The sequence below is a fragment of the Nitratireductor sp. L15S-10 genome (assembly GCF_045011005.1).
Taxonomy (GTDB): domain Bacteria; phylum Pseudomonadota; class Alphaproteobacteria; order Rhizobiales; family Rhizobiaceae; genus Nitratireductor.
Map to the genome: position 1 here is coordinate 1,696,899 of NZ_CP120674.1, position 19,551 is coordinate 1,716,449.

A 19,551-nucleotide genomic window follows, 5' to 3' on the forward strand; every position below is an offset into this window, starting at 1 on the left:
GGTACTTTTTCTGTGAGAGGCGAGATGACTGGTAGAAACTATTATATTTATGACGTTTTTTCCGATGAGCCGCTTTCGGGAAACCCATTGGCGGTGGTGTTTGATGCGGACGGGATGGACGACGCGGCGATGCAGCGGATCGCGGGCGAATTCAATCTCTCGGAGACCGTTTTCGTTAAACAGGCGGAGAGCGAGAACCATTCAGCACGTCTCCGCATCTTCACGCCGCGTACGGAGCTGCCCTTCGCCGGTCATCCGACGGTCGGAGCCGCGATCGCACTTGCCGAGCTGGCGGGAACGGGTGATGGAAGTTCCCAGACTTCGATCCTGATGCTGGAGGAGACGGTGGGGCCAGTGCGCTGCGCCGTGACGGCGGGGAAGGGGGCGGCTTATGCAGAATTCGACCTGCCCAGGCTTCCAGTGTCGGTTCCGTTTCCGATAGAGCCGGAAGCGGTGGCCGCGGCGCTCGGCCTCGGCCATCATGAGATCGGGTTCGAGAACCATACGATCAGCACCTGGAGTGCGGGCGTGCCTTATGTCTGCGTGCCGGTGGCCGATCTGGGGGTGGCACGCCGTGCGCGGGTCGATGCTGGTCTGTGGCGTTCGCTTCTTCCGCAGATGGATGGACCGTCTGCGGCTCCCTATGTTTACTGCCGGGAGACGGTCAATCACGATCACGCATTTCATGTCCGCATGTTTGCCCCTGATGACGGGATTCCCGAGGATCCGGCGACGGGTTCGGCGGCGGCTGCCTTTGCCGGCGCCATCATGAAGCATGATGCGCTCGTCGATGGAGCGCATGGGTTCCTGATCGAGCAAGGCATTGAAATGGGACGGCCTTCCAGCATCCGCCTGGAGGTCGACGTCCACCACGGAGCGATCGCTTCTGCCCGCATCGGCGGTCATGCGGTGCGCGTGGCGGAAGGGAAACTGTTGATTTGAGCAATAAGTGACAAACTCGTGTCAGAGTGTCTTGCATGCGTGGCCGAAACCGTTTAAGGAGCCGGTCATTCGGTTGACGGCGACCTGATCGCCGCCCGAAATGGTCGGGTGATTAGCTCAGTTGGTAGAGCAGCTGACTCTTAATCAGCGGGTCACAGGTTCGAGCCCTGTATCACCCACCAATAAACCTTTTTAAGCAGATTTCAGAAGAAATGTCTGGGCCTAGGCTTGGCGAGCTATGCGCGCTGCCTGCGTTGCCATGCATAAGTTCATGGCCGCAAGGATGGACGGTCAGAACCATTTGGCGGCATTATAGGGGCTCGAGTTTTTCTTCATGACCGAAGCTGGCAGGTTTGAACAGCAAGCAACATATCGATCAGAACGAAGATCGCCGCCGCGCGATGCTGGCGGTGTTGAGACGGCGTGGCATAGTCTCCGAAACAGTGCTCAACGCTATGGCCGAAGTGCCGCGCGAACTGTTTGTGCCGAAGCATCTTGCCGAGCTCGCTTATGAGGATGGGGCGCTGCCCATTGGCGACGGGCAGACCATATCGCAGCCCTATATCGTTTCGCTGATGACCGAGGCCGCCGATCTCAAGCCACAAAGCCGCGTTCTCGAGGTGGGTACGGGGTCGGGGTATTCCACGGCCATCCTGTCGCGGATCGCAGGACATGTTTTTTCGATTGAACGGCACGATTCGCTCGCCATCGCGGCGCGCCGGCGCCTGGCAGACGCGGGCTACCTGGACAATGTGAGCATTGTTGTCGGTGACGGCACGCTGGGGCTGCCGGAGGAAGGGCCGTTCGATGCCATTATCGTCGCCGCGGCAGGACCGCGTATCCCTGAGGCGCTGCAGGCGCAGCTCGCTCTCAACGGACGGCTCGTCATGCCGGTCGGTTCTGCTCATGGAGCCCAGCAGCTCAATTGCGTCGTGCGTGAAGGGGAGAGTGCCTTCCGCACTGAGGTCCTGGCGCCGGTGTCCTTCGTTCCTCTGATAGGCGCCCAGGGCTGGCAGCGCTGAAACATCGTCTCCCATGAGTGCCCGGTCGCGGGAAACGCAGAGACGAAATTTTTGCGGAACCTTTGTTGCCTGGCGGTGTTTTCAGACAAGGCGCGCACCCACCATCCCCCCGACCCGAACCCCGCGCGCCGTTTGCCGGCCAGTCTTCTGGCCGGCTTTCTTCTGTTCAGATCAATAGTCTTTTTCGAAGAAGATGCCGAGGCTTGAATTGCCGTCGGATCCAACTGCGCCACGGGCCTTGAGGTCTTCGGTAATGTCGAGATTGATCGTGCCGCGTGTCGTTCCTTTCGCGCCGGCCTCCACCCCGAGATAGATATTGTCCTGAATGTAGCGACCCGCGCGCACCGCCGCGTTGCCCTCACTATCGGTGACGACGTCCAGATCGTCGAGCCCCGTCGCATTGCGCAAGGACCCCAAGAGGGAGGTGTTGGACCCACCTGCAAGTTCGGCGGCGGCTGCCGCAAGCTGTGCGATCTGGACGGCGGACAGCTCGTCGATGCCGCGGTTGAAGACGAGGCGCGCAAGCACTTCATCCTCGGGCAGTTCGGGTTGAGAAGAGAACGTGATGTTGAGGTCGGAGACGCGGCCGTTCACATTGATGAATACGATGATATCGTTGCCGCGCGAGCGGGCGATGAAGTCGAGTTGCGGATCAAGATCGCCCACCAGGGTGACTTCTCCTTCGTCGAAGGTTATGCGCTGACCGATGATGGACAGTCGGCCACGAATGAGCTTGAAACCTCCGACCGGCTGAATGTTCGTTACCGGGCCGGTCAACCTCACCGAGCCGCCGAGTTCGGCATCGAGGCCGCGTCCACGCACGAAAATGCGGGCCGGCGCCGTCACATTGACATTCAGCCGCATGACGCTCGGACGTGCCGAGGGCATGGGCGTGCCGTCATCTGCGCGCGCGCGCTCAAGGGTGCGCTGCACAGCGGGAGGCGGATTGAGATGGCGCACGTTGATCTGTGCAGCGCCGCCGCCGATGCTTTCAGGCACAAGGATTTCGGCACGCTCCACATTCACCTCGCCAGCAAGCAGCGGATCGCGGGTGAGCGGACCTGTCATGGTCAGGGCACCGTTCACGGTTGCCGTCACCATTTCTCCATCGGTGTGTCTGGCATTGTTGAGACCGATCCTGAGATCGGCGGGAAAGCCCGCCTGCGCATTGGTCGATATCGTGCCGGAAACGGAAACCCTGCCGCCTGCCGCCAGGGCCGCCGACCCTTCCGTGATCGAAACCCGATCGCCATTAACGGCAGCGGCGAGGCGCACATCGCCAATGCGCAGATTTGTGAGGGGATCGACTGCGGATGCGTTGGCAGTCGAGATTGTGCCGTTGATGACGGGATCGGCCAACGCGCCGGAGACGCGGATATTGGCGGATGCCGTTCCCGAAAGCTGGGTTCCACGATCAGCGAGAACGCGATTGGCGATAGAAAGCGGCGCGGTGCCTGCAACATTCAGCCCAAGGCCGGACCCGGAAAGCGGAATCGTGCCGCTCGCTTCAATGCCCAGCCCGGACGGACCGTCGGCCGTCAGCCGGACAAGCTGTACTGCATTGTCTGCATAACGGCCGCTGGCGGCGAGCTGAAGCGGCCCCAGGCCCGCACTGGACAAGGGTGCGGCCCGTAGGCCGGTGGCGCGCATGTCGAAATTTGCCTGCGGCTCCGTGAGCCTGCCGGTCACCCGGGCGCTGCCTGTCAACTGCCCAGCAAGATCCTGACCGCGCACGACACGATTCAGGGCGGCCAGAGGGAAAGCGTTGAGAGCAACATCCAGGGAAAGCTGCCCGTCATCGAAGGGGACCGCGCCACGTGCGGTGGCGTTCAAACCTTCCGGGCTGGTGATGCTGGTGTCGACGTTCAGCCGTTCGCCTTCGCTGGTTCCAGCAGCATTGATCGTCAGCGTCCCGAGACCCGCTTGCGCCAGAACCGGGGAGGTGATCTCGCGTCCGTCGATGTCGAAGTTCACAAGGGGTCTGTCGCGGGTGCCCCTGATCTGCGCCCTGCCGTCGAGTGTGCCGCCAAGACCGAGCTCGGGCTTGATCGTGTTGGCGATGGAAAGCGGGACACTTTGAAGATTGACCACAAGATCGAGAGCATTGGCGAAGCGACCTCCGGCCGTGATGCGACCGCCCGCGACATCGATCGCCAGCGGATCGAGTGTGAAGGCGCTGCCTTCCACAAGAAGGGAAGCGGGTTCCACAAGACGGGCCTTTACGGCGCCCTGTTCCAGGCGGAGCTCGTTGAGCCGTACGCGATACCCATCGCCTTCAGGTGCCAGTGCGCCCTGGGTCTCAATCTCGGTGCCCTGTTCAAGGAGGGCTTTGCCCTCGAAATCCGTGGCTCCTTCGTTCTGGCGCGCGGTGGCTTCGACCAATGTAACATTCAGGCCGCCTGCACTGATCCCCTTGGCATTGATCGAGCCGACGGCGGAGGGTACCCCGAACAAATCTTCGATTGTGGCAGCGAGCGCAGCATTTGAAATGCGCGTCTGATCGACATTCAGATCGCGGATGGTGGCGTTGATATCGGCAATCTGGCGCTCGTCAACGTTTGAGAGGGAGAGGTCGGCCTTCACACTGCCGGTTGCCTCACGCAGCAGCAGCGCGGCGGCGGTGGAGACGTCGGCGGCGTCGATGCTGATCCGACCATCGATCAGGTTTTTGCGCACATTCTGGACGAGGTTGCCGGTGGCAGTCGCACCTCCTGCGCGGAAGGCAAATTCAGTCAGCCGCCGTTGATCCGGCGAAAGGACCAGCTGGCCTGAAAGGTCCACGCGCTCTCCGGCCAGAAATGCGGTGCCGTCAACGGCCCCCGTCAGGATCTCATCCTCGAGCTGGCCATCAAAACCGAGAGTGGCCTCGCTGAGATCGCGGCCGGAAAGCCTGCCGCGCGGTGCATCGGCTTTCACCGTGAGATTGATGCGTCCCTCAGCCCCTTCGGCGCGGCCTGTGGCTGTCAGACGGCCCGACGCAGTTTCCGCGAGGAGGGCCATGTCCTCCAACGTGGCATCGAAGCGGAAGTTTGCTGCTCCGGTCGCAAAGTTGCCGTCGGCCTGTATGTTGAACTGATTGTTTGTCAGGGACAATGTGCGCGCGGTCAATCCTTCGGGTCCGCGCGCCACACCGCCCTCTATGCGAGTGGTTCCAGCAAGCAGGTTCCCGGCAATTTCGTTTTCGATACGCAGATCGGTTGCCGTTCCGTCGAGGTTGAGGTCGAAGGCGCCGCTGATGGGGCGCAGCGTGCCATTTGCGACGAGATTGACCGAGCCGCCCAGCGCCTGATCTGCAAGGCCGGAGAAGGGAGCAATGTCGGCTGCCTTCAGTTTGATGTCGCCGGTGAACGCGAAGTCGTCGATCTGGCCGGTGAGGGCGGTTTCCAGACCGTTCCCGGAGATGCTGACGTTTTCAAGCGAAACCGGATTGCCTGCCTGCCAGTCCCCGTGCGCCAAGACATCAAGGGTATCGCCGAGTGCCCTGGCGATCTTGGCTTGCCTGGCGGTGATCTCGGAAAGCTCTCCGTCGATCTCGAAGCTTATCCGACGGGAAAGCGGATCATTCAGGTTTTGCGCCAGCCCGCCCATCGTGACGACCGTGCGACCGGCGGACAGTTCTGCGGTTTGAAGTCCATCCAGCTCGAGTTTTCCGTTCCAGCGCTCCGAACCTGCCTCGCCGAAGGTGATGTCGAGTTTTGCCGATTGAAGAGAGGTCTGTCCGCCTGAAACGGGCAGCAGTACGCGGTCGCCCTTGGGGTTGGCCACCGAAGCGCCAAGGGAGAGAGCGGTGAGAAAATTGTCGCTGCTTGTCTCTGCAACGGCCTCGATGCGCATGGAGGCGCTGGTGACCTGAAAATTTTCAAGCAGGATTCCGCCGCCATCCTTCGATACGCCATTGACGTTGATGCGGGTTCCCGCGCCGAAGAAATCCTGAAACTGAGCCGGCACGAGCCTTTTAATGGAACCAGCGAGGCGGGCGGAAAAGCCCAGGCCCTCTTCACGTTCGCGGAGCCTTGCCGTGCCGCCAAAAGCGGGTATGCCGTCTGCCTCAAGAGCCAGCTTGATATCGAGCATGCTCAGCGGACCGCTGCCGGCGAGGGTGAGCTTGAGGGGCGGGCGGCCCTGGACGTTGAGAAGGTTCGCAACCACGCCATCTGCGGGTTCATCAAGGACCAGATCGAGATCCAGTATCTCGGTTTCGTTGGAGTAAGCCGCTTCGAGCGCAAACTGGCCACCGGGACCGTCCAGACGTTGCACTTCGAAACTGCTCTCGAGGGTTCCACTGTCGATTTTGAGAGCGCCGGTCAGAGCGAGGTCGGCGGCAAGGCCGAAAACGTTCTGTCCGAAGGATGCCTGTTTCACCTCGAGCTGTTCAAGGTTGACGGCGAGCGGCAGTTCGGGGACCTGGAAAGAACGCGATTCCGGTGAAGGCAAACCTTCGTCTGGCAACGGGCGGCGCGTGACCTCGATACTTTCGGCGGCAAGCATTTGCACTTCAAGACGCTGGCGCAGCAGGAGCGTGGAGCGACTCCAGTCGATTGATGCGTTGCTGATGCGCAGCCAGATGCCCTCTCGGTCGGCAATGGTGATTTCACTGATGGTGGCCTGCGAAGACAGGGCACCGGAAATGCCGGAAATGCGAATCTGCCGGTTCGGCGTGGAGAGCTGATCCTCCAGAAGCCGTGTGAAGAATGAGCGCTCCTCATCGGGCGTGCGCTCGCTGGGGGTATCCTGCGCCATGGCTGGCAGCAGAATGAAAAGCAGGAGCAGAGCTGCGAAAAAGCGGATCAAAACGCTTGTCCTATTCCGACGTAAAAGGCGACGCCCGGGTCGCCGTCGCGTCGATCAAGCGGCACGGCGACGTCGAGACGCACGGGACCCAACGGGGTAAGATAGCGCAGACCGGCGCCAACGCCGATCCGTACATCCTCCGAGAAGTCGGGGAAAGATTCCGCACCCACGGTTCCGGCGTCGATGAAGCCGACCACGCCGATGGAACTGGTGACGCGCGCGCGCAGCTCGGCCGAGGCTTCCATCAGCGAGCGGCCACCCGCGATACCGTCCTCCATCTCGACGCCGATATTCCGATAGGCATAACCACGAACCGAACCGCCACCGCCAGCAAAGAACAGCTTGTCGGGTGGTGTTTCATCAATCGGAGCGCCGACCAGGGCGCCGATCTTGGCGCGTCCAGCCAGAACGAAGCGGCCATCGCTCCCGAAATCATGGTAGGCGCGGCCTTCCAGAAGCATTCGGGCGGCCAGGTTGCGATATTCCATTTCGTAGAATGGTTCGAGCGACAATTCGGCAAAATAGCCTTCGGTCGCGTCGGCGGGGTTGTCCCGGCTGTCATAGGTGAGTGTGCCCGAGAGCCCGATCGTGGTGAAATCCCGCGTTCCGAAGTCATCTTCGAAGCGGGCGCGGCCGGCATTGGCGAACAGGCTGCCCGACAGGGCTTCAGTAAACTCGTGCCGGAAGCCAAGCTCGGCGCTGACTGCCGTGCGTGTATAGCGTTCCAATACTTCGCGGTCGCCGAATATCGAGGCCTGGAAATCAGTATCGGGCGTATAGACACCGGGCTTGATGAAAGTGGCGCCAACGCGGTAGGTCAGATCTTCAGGCTTGAAAGTGTTGCCGATGCCGGAAACCTGCCCTTCAAAGCGCAGCCGTTCAGCACGGCCAAAGAGGTTTCGGTGCATCCAGTAGGCCTGGACTCCTAGTCCGTCCAGCGTTGAATAGGTGCCGCCGACACCGAACCGGCGAGGCAGGCGCTCCTGGACGATGACGGCAAGCGGCAAGATGCCGTCTGCGCCGATCTCGTCTGCTTCCTCGATCCGGGCTGAGCGAAAAACATCAAGCTTCGACAGGCGCTCGCGGGCACGATCGAGATCGTCCGGATCGTATTCACGACCTGGGATGAGGCCGGTCTGGCGCGCCACGAAGTCGGGGTCCATCCGTTCTGTCCCGCTGACGGTAACGGTGCCATATGCCGCGCGGCGACCGGGCTCGACGGTCAGCACTGCGTCCACCGTCCCGGTTTCATGAGCAGCGGTGACGCGCCTCTCCGCTATCGCGGCCTTTGCATGCCCTTGATGACGCCAGGCCTCGACTGCGAGGCGTCCGGCTCTCAGGATGGTTCCGGAGGCGGCGACTTCTCCTGACTGGAAACCTTCTTTTGCGGGATCTTCGACGCGATCATTGCGGTTGAGTGGCGGCGGCGCCTGGTTGACGATGCGCGCCTGGCCGAAATGAAAGACGGAGCCTGGGTCGACGGCGACCCGAACGCTGGCCGGATTGGCTATCTCAGCGTCAATCGGAAGGTCGGAAACCTCTTGTCCGTCAATGGTGATGCTGATGGAACCGCCATAAAGCGCTGAGCCGTAGAGCGTATTCAGAAGGCGGCGATAGTCGCCGCGTGCCTTGACGATGAGCCCGGCTGCGCCGGAGGCGGGTTTCTCCCGGTCTGCCCATAGAGACGAGGCGCCCTTGAGTTTCTTTTCAGTCTCGTCTGCACCATAGGGGAGGACAAACTCCACCGTGTAGTTCCACGGTTCGCCGATCGTGTCCGGCTCCTCGGCAGTCTTGTCCTTGCCAAACAGTTTTAAGCCGAAGAGCTCGAAAGCATTGGCAGAGGGCGGCGAAAAGGCGAGCATAAGCGCGAGCAGCAACGGCCCGTGCAAACGCCGACCCATCGACGGTCTCGCGTCGATTCCACTCAAACCCGTCTCCCATTCTCAAGCCGAAGTGTCGGTCACCAACCTTGCAGTGACGTTAACGCCTGTGGCCCGTATGCTGCAAAACAGTGCGGTTAAATCACAAACCGCTTTTGTGGCCAATGCGGCTTATCGGGTCAGGCCAGACAATTGTGGCTTAAAGCCGGCGTTATTGGGAAGGAAGCGAGATCGGAACCTGGAACGCCCTGAAAGGTTGTGTGCCTGTCAACAAAGATGCTCAACTGGGTCGACTGGACCAAACCATCGCCGGTCGTCAGGTTTTTTTCAGGAAAGGTGCGTGTGGCATGGCACAATTGCCCCGAAAGCAGGAGCGCGTTAACCGGAAACCGCCCACGCGTTCGAAACGGGCGTCCTCTGCCCGTCAGTCGAATAATCTTGAGAGCAAAGACAGGCCCGTCTTCATTGTGGATGGCGCGCGGACCCCGTTTCTGAGAGCCAGGGGCAAGCCCGGGCCGTTTACGCCAGTGGACCTTGCCGTGCAATGCGGGCGGCCCCTGCTGGCCAGGCAAAATTTTTCTCCCGCTAGTTTCGACAAGGTTATCCTCGGCTGTGTCAACGTGCTTGCCGACGAGATGAACCCGGCAAGGGTAGCGGCGCTGCGTCTGGGCATGGGCGATGCGATGCCGGCCTTCACCGTTCAGATCAATTGTGGTTCGGGGATGCAGTCGATAGACACCGCATTCCGCACGATAGAAGCAGGAAAGGCGGATCTCATCCTGGCAGGAGGAACGGAAGCACTTTCCCACGCTCCGCTGGTGTGGCCGCAGGAAGGAGCGGCGTGGTTCGGCCGTTTCGCTTTTGCCAAATCGCTTCTTGAGAGGCTTTCTGCCCTGGGCACTTTGCGACCGCGCATGCTCAAACCGGTCATCGGACTTGAGCGTGGACTGACCGACCCTGTCACCCAGCTCAATATGGGGCAGACGGCCGAGAAAATTGGCCATATCTTCAACATATCGCGAGAAGCGGCGGATGCATACGCGCTCGAAAGTCACCAGCGTCTGGCCCGGGCGCAGAAAAGCGGTGCTCTCAAAGGGGAAGTGGTTCCCGCGGTGACGCGCGAGGGGATGCTTTACGATCACGATGACGGCGTTCGTCCGGACACCTCGATGGAGCGGCTTGCCAAGCTTAAGCCGGCTTTTGAAAAGCCTTATGGCAGCGTGACCCCGGGCAATTCCTCGCAGATTACCGATGGCGCCTCCTGGGTCATCCTCGCTTCCGAAACGGCGCTCAAGAAACATGGTCTCACACCGCTTGCCCGGATTGTGGACAGTGAGTGGTCTGGCCTGGATCCGTCGATCATGGGACTGGGGCCGACACTGTGTTCGACAGCGCTCCTCGAACGGCGTCGTCTGACCCGTGAGGATATCGAACTGTGGGAGCTGAATGAGGCTTTCGCGGCGCAGGTCCTCGCATGCCTCGCGGCGTGGGAGGATGAGGACTATTGCCGCCATGTTCTCGGACTTGAAGTGCCGTTCGGTCGCATCGACCACAATCGCCTCAATGTGGATGGGGGAGCAATCAGCCTTGGGCACCCGGTGGGAACGAGTGGAAACCGGATCGTGCTTCATCTCGTGAACGCCCTGCGCAGAGGTGGCCTCAGACGCGGCGTTGCAACCGAATGTATCGGTGGCGGACTTGGCGGCGCGATGCTGGTGGAGGTGGTTTGATGGCTGTTGGAAGGATACCCGCTGGCAAGCATCTCAATCGAAACCGGCTTGCGCTCGGCCCCGATGCGCAGGAGATCGCGAAAACCACGCACTGGTCACTGCTCAGGGACGCAGACGCGATTGCCTGGCTGGTGCTCGACCGTGCAGGAGAGAGCACAAACACGCTGTCCGAACCGGTGATGACCGAGTTGGAGACCCTGTTGGGGCAGGTGGAAGCGTTGCAGCCTAAGGGGCTGGTTCTACGCTCGGGCAAACCCGGAGGTTTTATCGCAGGCGCTGATATACGTGACTTTGCAGGAGTTTCTCAGACGGACGTGGTGGAAGGCCGCATGACGCAGGCACATGCACTCATTGATCGTCTCGCAGCCTTGCCGATGCCGAGCGTTGCCGTCGTCCACGGCCATTGTCTTGGCGGCGGGCTTGAGCTTGCACTTGCCTGCAGGAACAGGATTGCCGTCGAGGGAGCGGTTTTCGGGTTTCCCGAAGTGCTTCTCGGCCTTCATCCGGGACTGGGAGGGACGTTTCGGCTGCCGGCGCTGATAGAACCGCTCGAAGCAATGAAGATGATGCTGACTGGAAAATCCGTGCACACGGCAAAGGCGCGGAGGCTCGGCCTGGTCGACGCCGTGGTCGAGGAGCGACATGTAGTGAACGCGGTCAAGGCGGCCATCTCGGGAGAGCTGAAGCCGACAAAGCGCGGCGCGGGGTTGAGCCGCTTCTCGTTTTATCGGGGTCTCGCCGCGCGCAAGATGCGTTCCATGGCTGCAAAGCGTGCGCCGGAAGAGCATTATCCTGCTCCTCATCGATTGATCGATCTGTGGGAGCACCACGGTGCCGGGAAGAAAGAGGTGATGCAGAAGGAGGAAATCCACTCCTTCGCGCGTCTTTTGACCGGGGAGACGGCGCAGAACCTCATTCATGTCTTCTTCCTGCGTGAATCCCTTAAGGCCGGGGGCAAGGGGGCGAGCGGCATCGCGCATGTGCACGTCATCGGTGCCGGAACAATGGGCGGGGATATTGCCGCATGGTGCGCGGCGCGCGATCTCAGGGTCACGCTCTCCGATCTCGATGAACAGGCTCTTGCGGCGGCAATCGGAAGGGCAGGGAAGCTTTTTGACAAACGTCTGCATAGCGGTGTCGCCAGACGCGATGCGTCAGATCGGCTGACACCGGATTTCGCGGGTGACGGTGTCAAGCAGGCTGATCTGGTGATCGAGGCGGTGGCGGAAAAGGCCGAAGTCAAGCGCAAGGTTTTCGGGATGATCGCGCCTTTGATGAAGAAGGACGCGATTCTGGCGACCAACACGTCCAGCATTCCCCTGAAAGAACTGCGAACGGCTGTTCCGTTTCCTGAAAGGCTGCTGGGGCTTCACTTCTTCAATCCAGTGGCGCGCATGGAACTCGTCGAAGTCGTTTCACATGACCGGGTTTCGGATGCGGCGCTGGCGCGGCTGGCCGCTTTCTGTGGTTCCATAGACAGGCTTCCCGCGCTGGTGAAGAGTTCGCCGGGCTTTCTCATCAACCGCGTCCTTACGCCTTACCTCACCGAGGCGTTCGTGATGCTCGACGAAGGCGTCCAGAAAGAAACCATCGATCAGGCTGCCGTTTCGTTCGGCATGCCGATGGGACCGATCGAACTTGCCGACCGCGTTGGTCTGGACATTTGTCTCGAGGTGGCGCGCACGATGCAATCCGGCCTCGACATCGCATTACCGGACGTGCCGGGCTGGCTGGAATCCATGGTGGCGGAAGGGCGCACCGGCCGGAAGGCGGGGCGTGGACTTTATACCTATGATCGCAATGGCGAGCCGAGAAAAAGCACAAAGTATCCCGAGCCGCATTCGGCCATCACGGATCGCCTGATCCTCCCCATGCTCAACACCTGCGTGACCTGCCTGCGCGAAGGCGTTGTGGGTGACGAAAAGACGCTGGAGGGGGCGATGATCTTTGCCACGGGGTTTGCTCCGTTTCGGGGCGGGCCCCTGAGATATGCGCGTACACGCGGTGTGGAGGAGATTGTTGGCGCGCTTGAACGCTTGCAGGCGCAGCACGGCGACCGCTTCAAACCAGACCCGCACTGGCGGAAATTGCCTGCAAACTGAACGATTTCGGGAACCTAGCCGTGTTCGGAGTCTTCTTCCCTGAGTTGATATCTCAAACAGGAGGCAAAGATGCCGGCAAAATCCAAGGCGCAGCAAAAGGCCGCCGGCGCGGCTCTTGCAGCCAAGCGCGGCGAAACGTCCAAAACCCAGCTTCAGGGCGCATCGAAAGAAATGTACGAATCGATGAGCGAAGCAGAACTCGAGGAGTTGGCGGAAACCGACCGCAAGGGGCTGCCAGACCGGAAGGAGTAGGGCGCGCCTCCGAATGCGCCCATTTCCGGTTCAGCCCGCTGCGGCTTTTTTCCCTGGCTTGTCGAATCGGGCCGCGATGAAGCGCTGCAACCGTCTGGCCGCCTCGCGCAGCGTTTCTTCGTTCTGGCACATTGAAATTCGGATGTGTCCTTTGGCTGCTTCGCCGAAGCTGGCGCCCGGTAAGACCGCAACATCTTCCTGGTTGAGGAAGTCCCAGGCAAATTTCTCGCAATCCTCTTCGATCGCCCGGATGTCGAGCATCACATACATGCCACCCTGAGAGCCGCGTACGATCAGGCCGTTCAAGCCGCGTACCGCCTCAAGAAACGCTTCGCGCCTTCTCGTGTAGAGTTCCGCGATCTCACGAAGGCCGAAACCGTTCTCGGCGGCAGCAATGGCAGCGTGAGAGGTGAAATCGGGCAGGCCATAGGTGGCGACGAGATTGAGATTGGTCAACACGGAGATCATTTCGGCCGGGCCGGTGAGCCACCCGACACGCCACCCGGTCATGCCGTGGCTCTTCGACAGTGAATTGATGACCAGCGTGCGCTCCTTCATCCCGGGCAGCGCGCGGGGCGAGATGTGCTCCTTCTCGGACCGGATGGTCCAGTAGACTTCGTCGGAAAGGAGCCACAGATCACGTTCGCGGCAGATCTCCGCAATACGCTCGATGGTCGCGCGAGAGTAGACGGCGCCGGTCGGGTTGTTCGGGGAGTTGATCAGGATTGCGCGCGTGTCGGCTTCGAGTGCCTGTTCGATTTCTTCAAGGCTCGGCTCGAAGTCGTTTTCCGCATGGGTTTCAATTTCCGTGTAACGCCCTCCGGCGGCGCGGACCGTGCCGGGGTAGGTGGCGTAATACGGTGAGACGATCACGGCATGGGCACCCGGATCGAGCACTCCCTGGAAGGCTGCGTAGAGTGCGCCCTGGCCGCCAATCGTGACCATGATCTCGTCGGCACCTGTCTCGGTGCCCGTGCATTCCGCGGATAGTTTCGCCAACGCGCTTCGCAGCCGGGGCAGGCCAGGAAGCTGGGTATAGTGATGATGCCCACCCCGCACGGCATCCACGCAGGCCTCGACCGTTCCTTCCGGGGTGTCAAAGTCATGATCGCCGACAGAGAGCATGATGACCTTGTCGCCAGCCTGTTTGCGGGCCATGGCGGCGAAATGAATTTCCCAGCCATTCTTGCCGGACGGGACGATGCCTGAAATGCGGGATGAGGGCTTTGGCATGGGGAGCTCCAGAGGCGAACTTGGCATTCGACTTGAAAAAAACAGGCCCTTCGACTACGAGGACCGGCGCATTGGTCGGCCTTTTAGCAAATCGACCGGCGTGAGAACAGCGTAGTGAGTGAATGCATTTGGTCCTGAATGGATCGCGATATTGATGCAGGGGGCATTGTCGCGCATCTCAATGGACCGCCAGGAAGGATAGCGGCATGTTGGCCCCTGACAAAAAGAACGAACTGTCCATTACCGACATTGTCGATCAGGCGATGCTGACGCGGCGCTCTGTGCGGGCTTTTTTGCCAGATCCTGTCGATGACGAGACAATCAGGGATATTCTTCGCGTTGCCGCGCGCGCGCCTTCGGGCACCAACATGCAGCCCTGGAAGGTCTATGTGGTGTCGGGCGAGCGCAAACAGGCGCTTTCCGACGCTATTCTTTCTTCCGGTGTACGCCCGGAAAAGATCGAGTGGGACGAATACAAATACTATCCCGACAAGTTTTTCGAGCCCTATCTGTCGCGCCGCCGTGCGGTCGGCTATGCGCTCTATAGTCTTTTGGGCATCGGACGGCGTGAAGTGGATCGCATGCGTGCCCAGCATGACCGCAATTTCACCTTCTTCGATGCACCCGTGGGCCTGATCTTCACCATCGACCGTCGGTTGAACAAAGGGTCATGGATCGATCTCGGCATGTTTGTGCAATCGGTGATGATTGCAGCACGCGGGCGTGATCTCCATACCTGCCCGCAGGCTGCGTTTGCGCCGTATCACAAGCAGATCCGCCCGATCCTCGGCATTCCCGATGAGGAAATCGTCGTATGCGGCATGGCGCTTGGCTACGAGGATGCCTCAAAACCGGAGAATGCCCTGCGCAGTGAACGGGCGCCGCTCGAGGAATTTGTCTCCTTCGTTCGCTGAAACGGCCTTCCGCCCTGCCAATTGTTGCTTACGAAATTGTAATTTCCCGGCAAGGTCGTCGTAATGTGCGATGGGCGACTATCTCCTCGTTCCCTGCCGCAACCTCCATGCGGCGCCCCCCTTACGAGGAGACTGACATGAAAAACAAGATTCTGTTGTCGGCCATGGCCCTGAGCCTGATCGCCGGTTCCGCTGCGATCGCCCAGGAAGCTTCATCCGACCGGGCCGCACCGCCGGCCGCAGGCGAGAGAATGAAAGACGGCAAGATGATGCGGGGTTTTGCCCGCATCGATTCCGACGGCGATGGGAACCTCACCATCGAAGAGTTTTCCTCCGCTCATATCGAGCGTTTGAAGGCCGCCGATGCCGATGGTGACGGGGTGCTTTCTGAAGCCGAACTTCAGGATATGGCAACGAAGCGCATGGCCGAGCGCCGGGCGAAGCGCGCTGCACAGCGTCTCGACGTTGACGGTGACGGCACCGTCACGATAGCGGAGATTGAAAGCCAGCAGGCAAAGCGCTTTGCGCTGATGGACGCCAATGATGACGGCAAAGTCGACCAGCGCGAAATGCGCCGTGGCTTCCGCCAGATGGCAGGTGAACGTGGCGGACGTCACGGAAAGATGATGCACCACAAGCGTGACCACAGAGGCGGCCCGCACGGTGAGATGCGCGATAAAATGCGTTCGGGCAATCCGCCGGCGGAAATGGCGCCTGATGGCGACAATGGCTGATGAGGCATGCCGGGAGGCGCCGATGGCGCCTTGCGGATGATCAAACCGGTTCGTGGGGGCTCCGCGGATCGGTCGATAGGTCCGGTGTCGCCGCGCCGGGCCTATCTTATTGTATAGCCCACATCCTCTGACGCGCGGCGGAGCGTCTTCGCGAAGGCTCGTGCAAATGAGCGGAAGACATAAAGCTCGAAGCGCTTTTCGCCCCGGCGCTGGATCTGCACGAAAAGGTCGTGATGCGCTGTGGCCCGGCCGGCATGGACAGGGAAGGCGGGAAGGCTGAAATCGAGCGCGAAGAGCTTCGCCAGAACCCATTCCACCTGAGAGCCTTCTATGGCGAAAACCGTGCGCCCGTGGGAAAGATCCGTTACGGTTCCCGTGGTCTCATCAATGGCCGCAATGAGATCGCCGGCCAGAGCTTCATCCTGCCCACTCAGGAGAAAACGGCCGGGGCCGATGTTGAAGGCGCACGTGCCTTCACGGTTGGCAGCGCCGCTTCCCGGTGCAGCCGAAAGTTTTAGACGGCAGATGGCGGAAAGATTTTCCGTCAGCGTCTTTTCCTCGCCAGGCCAGGCGTTGGCCTCGACGATCGATCCCTTTATGGCTTCCAAGATCGTGACGCCGGTCCCTTCAGCGAAGTCGCCATGGGAGCCGGGGCGGAAATCGCTGCCCAGCGGTGATGCGCGTTCAACCATGCATGCGTTCTCCATCCGGATCGAAGAAATGATGGCTGACGATCTCGACCTGACCGAAACGCCCGCGCAACGGGTCCGAGAGATAAGCCCTGGTGCCATGGCGCAGCTTGCCGCCTCTGACGAGGGCGAGACCGATATAGTTCTGTAGCGTGGGCGAGTAGCAGAAGGCTGTCACATGGCCGATGCTTTCGCCCGGCTCATCAGCGCTGCCGCGCTCAACCAGATGTGCGCCCCCGCCAAGCTTCTGTCCATCCAGAGAGATGACGCCGACAAGCCTCAGCCGGTTTTTGTCGATCAGGGCAGGGCGGTCCATCAGGCCCGAACCGATGAACGGCTTTTTCTTTGACAGCATCCAGTCGAGATAGAGATCGCGGGCGGTGGTTCGCCCGTCAATCTCGGCTCCGGTCACATGACCTTTCTCGATTCGTAATGCACCGAGCGCTTCCATACCGTAGGGAGTGATGTCGAACGGTTCGCCCGCCTCCATCAAGGTTTCCCAGACATGTGTGCCGTGGCCGGCACCGCTATAGACCTCATAAGCAAGCTCGCCGGAAAAGGAGAGGCGGCATATCATGACTGGCGCGCGATCAATCTGGCCATGCACGATGCCCATGAAGGGCAGCGTTTCATTGTCGACCTTCGTTCCGGTGACGCAGCCCTCCAGCACGGCGCGGGCCTTTGGGCCGGCAATGGCCGCGCCGGCCCATTGGTCCGTCACCGAGGTGAGGTGGACTTTCAGTTCGGGCCAGAGAATGTCGAGGCAATATTCCAGATGCTGCATCACCGCGCCCGCATTGGCGGTGGTGGTGGTCACGAGGAAGTTGGTTTCGCCGAGCCGCCAGGTGGTGCCGTCGTCAAAGGCGATCCCGTCTTCGCGCAGCATCAGGCCATAGCGCGCCTTGCCTACTTTCAGCGTGGAGAAGGTGTTGGTGTAGACCCGATCAAGGAAGGTGGCGGCGTCGGGTCCCTTGACCGCGATCTTGCCCAGTGTGGAAACATCGACAATGCCCACGGAGCGCCGTACTGCTGCCGCCTCGCGGATATAGGCCTGCTCGACCGTTTCGCCGGCAGCGGCATAGATCAGCGGGCGGTTCCAGAGCCCTGCCGGGGTCATCTCGGCGCCGCGTTCCACATGCCAGTCATGCATGGGCGTATAGCGCTCGGGTTTGAGATCGCCATAACGTTCCGCTGCCAGCGCGCCGATGGCCACCGGTGAATAGGGCGGTCGAAACCGCGTTGTGCCGACCTCGGGGATCGTGATGCCGCGCGCCGTGGCCATGATGGCGAGGCCGGGAACGTTCGACGTCTTTCCCTGATCGGTCGCCATGCCGAGCGTGGTGTAGCGCTTCAGGTGCTCGACGCTGACAAAGCCTTCGCGATGGGCAAGCCGCACATCGTCGGCGGTCACATCGTGCTGGAAATCGACGAACGCCCTGCCCCTGGCCCGGATCTCGAGAACCGGGGCTGGCGTCAGGTCGAGGGCTTCAGGCGCAATGTCGGGAAGTTTGCCGCGTGAGGCTCGCTTGCCGGCGCATTTGAGGCCAGCATCACGGCCGCTCGCAAGGGCATCGGTTGTGCCGAACTTTCCAAGGAATGCACCAGCGCCAGTCCAGCGCTGTGTTGGCGGAGGCGGAAGGAAGGCCTGCTTTTCCCCATCCCAGACGGGTTTTGCACCGGCCTGGCTTGCCAGGTGGAGAACTGGCTGCCAACCACCCGAAACGGCAAGACTGTCGCACTCGAGCTGCCTGGCATCTCCTGACAGCGTTCCCGATGCTGCATCGAAGGCCTGAACAAAAACACGTGAAAGCGCCTTGCCGCCCCTGCTGCCGACGATGGCGTGTCCGATGAGCGGCGACACGCCCGCCGCAGTGGCAAGTTCGCTGGCGGCACTGCTGATCTTCGCACGCACATCCACAATGGCCGCCACGTGGCCGCCGGCGCGTCTCAAGTTGGCTGCCGCCTCGTAGGCACTGTCATTGTTGGTGAAGAAGATCGTTCTGCTTCCGGGCAAGACACCGAATTCTTCAGCATAGCGGCGCATGGCGCCAGCGAGCATGATCCCCGGACGATCATTGCCCGGAAAGACGATCGGGCGTTCGAGCGCGCCCGTTGCAAGCACAACATCCGTAGCGCGGATCGTCCAGTGCCGCTGGCGGGGGTGCCCTTTCGGCGGGCGGGCGACATGGTCGTTGACGCGTTCGAGCGCTGCGAGTGTGTTGCCGTCGTAATAGCCCCAGACCGCAGTGCGCGTTAAAAGGCGCACATGGTCGAGGCTGGCAAGCCGTGCTGTCAGGTTTGAAACCCATTCGTGGGCCGGCTTTCCCTCAATGGTTTCGCCGGACCAGCGGGCAAAGCCGCCTGTTATGGGCTCTTGTTCGGCAAGGATCACACGTTTTCCGGCCTTCGCCGCCGCTTCTGCCGCCATGAGGCCGGCAATACCACCGCCGACGATCAAAACGTCGCAGAAGGCATTGGTCTGTTCGTAGTGTGACGGGTCGGGCTCAAAGTCGGCCCGGCCAAGGCCAGCGGCTCTGCGGATGAAATGCTCACACATCATCCAGAAGCGCGTGCCCTTCAGCGGGCCCATCACCGGACCCATGAAGGTCTTGTAGTAGAATCCCGCTCCAAGTAGCCGGCCGCCGAGCTGATTTACCGCTCCAATATCCCAGGCGAGGGATGGAAAGCGGTTTTGGCTTTCGGCGCGCAGACCGTCGTAGATCTGGATCTGGGTGGCGGGAATATTGGGTTCACGGACGCCTTCACGCAAGAGAGTTACAAGTGCGTTCGGTTCATCGATCCCGGCAGTGAAGACGCCGCGGGGACGGTGGTACTTGAAGGAGCGGCCCATGAGCGAAATGCCGTTGGCAAGCAGGGCCGAGGCCAGCGTGTCGCCTGCATGGCCGGTCAGGCTCTCGCCGTCGAAGGTGAAGCGGATGGTTCGGGTGCGGTCGATCAGCCCGCCGGCACTGGTTCGGCGCGGGCTCATGCCGCATCTCCGCCAGCGGCGTCTCGGGCGAAAGCGACCGTGAGAATTTCATGGGTAAGCGTGTCGCGTTCCACCACCAGATGCGCGCGGCACCCGCCTGCGTGCTGCCAGAATTCGCGGTGTCGTCCGGCCGGGTTTGGCCGATTGTAGACATAGTCGAGCCAGGCCTTCGTGTCCGTGGAGGCGAGGTCAGGGCGGGCGCGTGTCGCATCCCCCTGATAGGAGAATTCTGCAAGATCGCGGGAGCCGCAATGCGGGCAGTCGATGAGCATG

At 61.1% G+C, this 19,551-nt stretch carries 13 protein-coding genes and 1 tRNA gene; 8 read left to right on the forward strand and 6 right to left on the reverse strand.

Annotated features, from left to right (window positions below):
• Window positions 1-24 precede the first annotated feature (24 nt).
• The 3 genes from P2W41_RS08140 (at window position 25) to P2W41_RS08150 (ending at window position 1,964) form a co-directional block, all read left to right on the forward strand.
• Window positions 25-942 (forward strand): PhzF family phenazine biosynthesis protein, encoded by a 918-nt coding sequence (locus P2W41_RS08140; RefSeq protein WP_292896324.1) that lies wholly within the window; start codon window positions 25-27, stop codon window positions 940-942.
• A gap of 106 nt (window positions 943-1,048) precedes the next feature.
• Window positions 1,049-1,124 (forward strand) — tRNA-Lys (locus tag P2W41_RS08145).
• A gap of 171 nt (window positions 1,125-1,295) precedes the next feature.
• On the forward strand, window positions 1,296-1,964 hold the full coding sequence (locus P2W41_RS08150) for a protein-L-isoaspartate(D-aspartate) O-methyltransferase (protein ID WP_404934810.1): 669 nt from the start codon (window positions 1,296-1,298) through the stop codon (window positions 1,962-1,964).
• 171 nt (window positions 1,965-2,135) lie between these two features.
• On the opposite strand, the gene P2W41_RS08155 is transcribed toward P2W41_RS08150, so the two are convergent.
• Both P2W41_RS08155 and P2W41_RS08160 read right to left on the reverse strand, forming a co-directional pair.
• The gene (locus P2W41_RS08155) at window positions 2,136-6,704 is read right to left on the reverse strand and encodes a translocation/assembly module TamB domain-containing protein (protein WP_404934946.1); all 4,569 of its coding nucleotides are present in this window, start codon (window positions 6,702-6,704) and stop codon (window positions 2,136-2,138) included.
• A 47-nt stretch (window positions 6,705-6,751) separates the two neighbouring features.
• A complete protein-coding gene (locus P2W41_RS08160; protein ID WP_404934947.1) occupies window positions 6,752-8,656 on the reverse strand; it encodes an autotransporter assembly complex family protein in 1,905 nt (634 codons plus the stop codon).
• 326 nt (window positions 8,657-8,982) lie between these two features.
• Here P2W41_RS08160 and P2W41_RS08165 point away from each other — a divergent pair, with 326 nt between their 5' ends.
• The 3 genes from P2W41_RS08165 (at window position 8,983) to P2W41_RS08175 (ending at window position 12,719) form a co-directional block, all read left to right on the forward strand.
• Complete coding sequence (locus P2W41_RS08165) at window positions 8,983-10,365, forward strand: acetyl-CoA C-acetyltransferase (RefSeq protein ID WP_404934811.1); 1,383 nt, start codon at window positions 8,983-8,985, stop codon at window positions 10,363-10,365.
• Entirely contained in the window at window positions 10,365-12,467 is a 2,103-nt protein-coding gene (locus tag P2W41_RS08170) for a 3-hydroxyacyl-CoA dehydrogenase NAD-binding domain-containing protein (protein ID WP_404934812.1), read from the forward strand. Before P2W41_RS08165 ends, P2W41_RS08170 begins: the two co-directional genes overlap by 1 nt.
• A 69-nt stretch (window positions 12,468-12,536) precedes the next feature.
• Entirely contained in the window at window positions 12,537-12,719 is a 183-nt protein-coding gene (locus P2W41_RS08175; protein WP_404934813.1) for a DUF3008 family protein, read from the forward strand.
• Between the two features lie 30 nt (window positions 12,720-12,749).
• Here the strand turns inward: P2W41_RS08175 and P2W41_RS08180 are convergent, their stop codons facing one another.
• Window positions 12,750-13,952 carry a pyridoxal phosphate-dependent aminotransferase gene (locus tag P2W41_RS08180; protein WP_292896312.1) on the reverse strand — a complete coding sequence of 401 codons (1,203 nt, stop codon included), beginning with the start codon at window positions 13,950-13,952 and terminating at the stop codon, window positions 12,750-12,752.
• 206 nt (window positions 13,953-14,158) lie between these two features.
• On the opposite strand from P2W41_RS08180, the gene P2W41_RS08185 reads away from it, so the two are divergent.
• Both P2W41_RS08185 and P2W41_RS08190 read left to right on the forward strand, forming a co-directional pair.
• Window positions 14,159-14,866, forward strand: coding sequence for a nitroreductase (locus P2W41_RS08185; RefSeq protein WP_292896310.1), 708 nt, complete (start codon window positions 14,159-14,161; stop codon window positions 14,864-14,866).
• A 137-nt stretch (window positions 14,867-15,003) separates the two neighbouring features.
• Window positions 15,004-15,600, forward strand: coding sequence for an EF-hand domain-containing protein (locus tag P2W41_RS08190; RefSeq protein WP_404934814.1), 597 nt, complete (start codon window positions 15,004-15,006; stop codon window positions 15,598-15,600).
• Between the two features lie 101 nt (window positions 15,601-15,701).
• On the opposite strand, the gene P2W41_RS08195 is transcribed toward P2W41_RS08190, so the two are convergent.
• The 3 genes from P2W41_RS08195 to P2W41_RS08205 are packed head-to-tail and all read right to left on the reverse strand — an operon-like array spanning window position 15,702 to window position 19,550.
• Window positions 15,702-16,292, reverse strand: coding sequence for a sarcosine oxidase subunit gamma (locus P2W41_RS08195; protein ID WP_404934815.1), 591 nt, complete (start codon window positions 16,290-16,292; stop codon window positions 15,702-15,704).
• Window positions 16,285-19,278, reverse strand: a complete 2,994-nt coding sequence (locus P2W41_RS08200; RefSeq protein ID WP_404934816.1) for a sarcosine oxidase subunit alpha family protein — start codon at window positions 19,276-19,278, stop codon at window positions 16,285-16,287. Before P2W41_RS08200 ends, P2W41_RS08195 begins: the two co-directional genes overlap by 8 nt.
• Window positions 19,275-19,550, reverse strand: coding sequence for a sarcosine oxidase subunit delta (locus P2W41_RS08205; RefSeq protein ID WP_292896302.1), 276 nt, complete (start codon window positions 19,548-19,550; stop codon window positions 19,275-19,277). The genes P2W41_RS08200 and P2W41_RS08205 overlap by 4 nt, the downstream gene beginning before the upstream one ends.
• Window position 19,551: the final 1 nt, after the last annotated feature.

Coding starts and splice junctions, on each gene's coding strand:
- P2W41_RS08195 (WP_404934815.1), bottom strand. CDS start 16,292: ATGGTTGAACGCGCATCACCGCTGGGCAGCGATTTCCGCCCCGGCTCC.
- P2W41_RS08140 (WP_292896324.1), top strand. CDS start 25: ATGACTGGTAGAAACTATTATATTTATGACGTTTTTTCCGATGAGCCG.
- P2W41_RS08200 (WP_404934816.1), bottom strand. CDS start 19,278: ATGAGCCCGCGCCGAACCAGTGCCGGCGGGCTGATCGACCGCACCCGA.
- P2W41_RS08180 (WP_292896312.1), bottom strand. CDS start 13,952: ATGCCAAAGCCCTCATCCCGCATTTCAGGCATCGTCCCGTCCGGCAAG.
- P2W41_RS08170 (WP_404934812.1), top strand. CDS start 10,365: ATGGCTGTTGGAAGGATACCCGCTGGCAAGCATCTCAATCGAAACCGG.
- P2W41_RS08185 (WP_292896310.1), top strand. CDS start 14,159: ATGTTGGCCCCTGACAAAAAGAACGAACTGTCCATTACCGACATTGTC.
- P2W41_RS08205 (WP_292896302.1), bottom strand. CDS start 19,550: ATGCTCATCGACTGCCCGCATTGCGGCTCCCGCGATCTTGCAGAATTC.
- P2W41_RS08165 (WP_404934811.1), top strand. CDS start 8,983: ATGGCACAATTGCCCCGAAAGCAGGAGCGCGTTAACCGGAAACCGCCC.
- P2W41_RS08175 (WP_404934813.1), top strand. CDS start 12,537: ATGCCGGCAAAATCCAAGGCGCAGCAAAAGGCCGCCGGCGCGGCTCTT.
- P2W41_RS08190 (WP_404934814.1), top strand. CDS start 15,004: ATGAAAAACAAGATTCTGTTGTCGGCCATGGCCCTGAGCCTGATCGCC.
- P2W41_RS08160 (WP_404934947.1), bottom strand. CDS start 8,656: ATGGGTCGGCGTTTGCACGGGCCGTTGCTGCTCGCGCTTATGCTCGCC.
- P2W41_RS08155 (WP_404934946.1), bottom strand. CDS start 6,704: ATGGCGCAGGATACCCCCAGCGAGCGCACGCCCGATGAGGAGCGCTCA.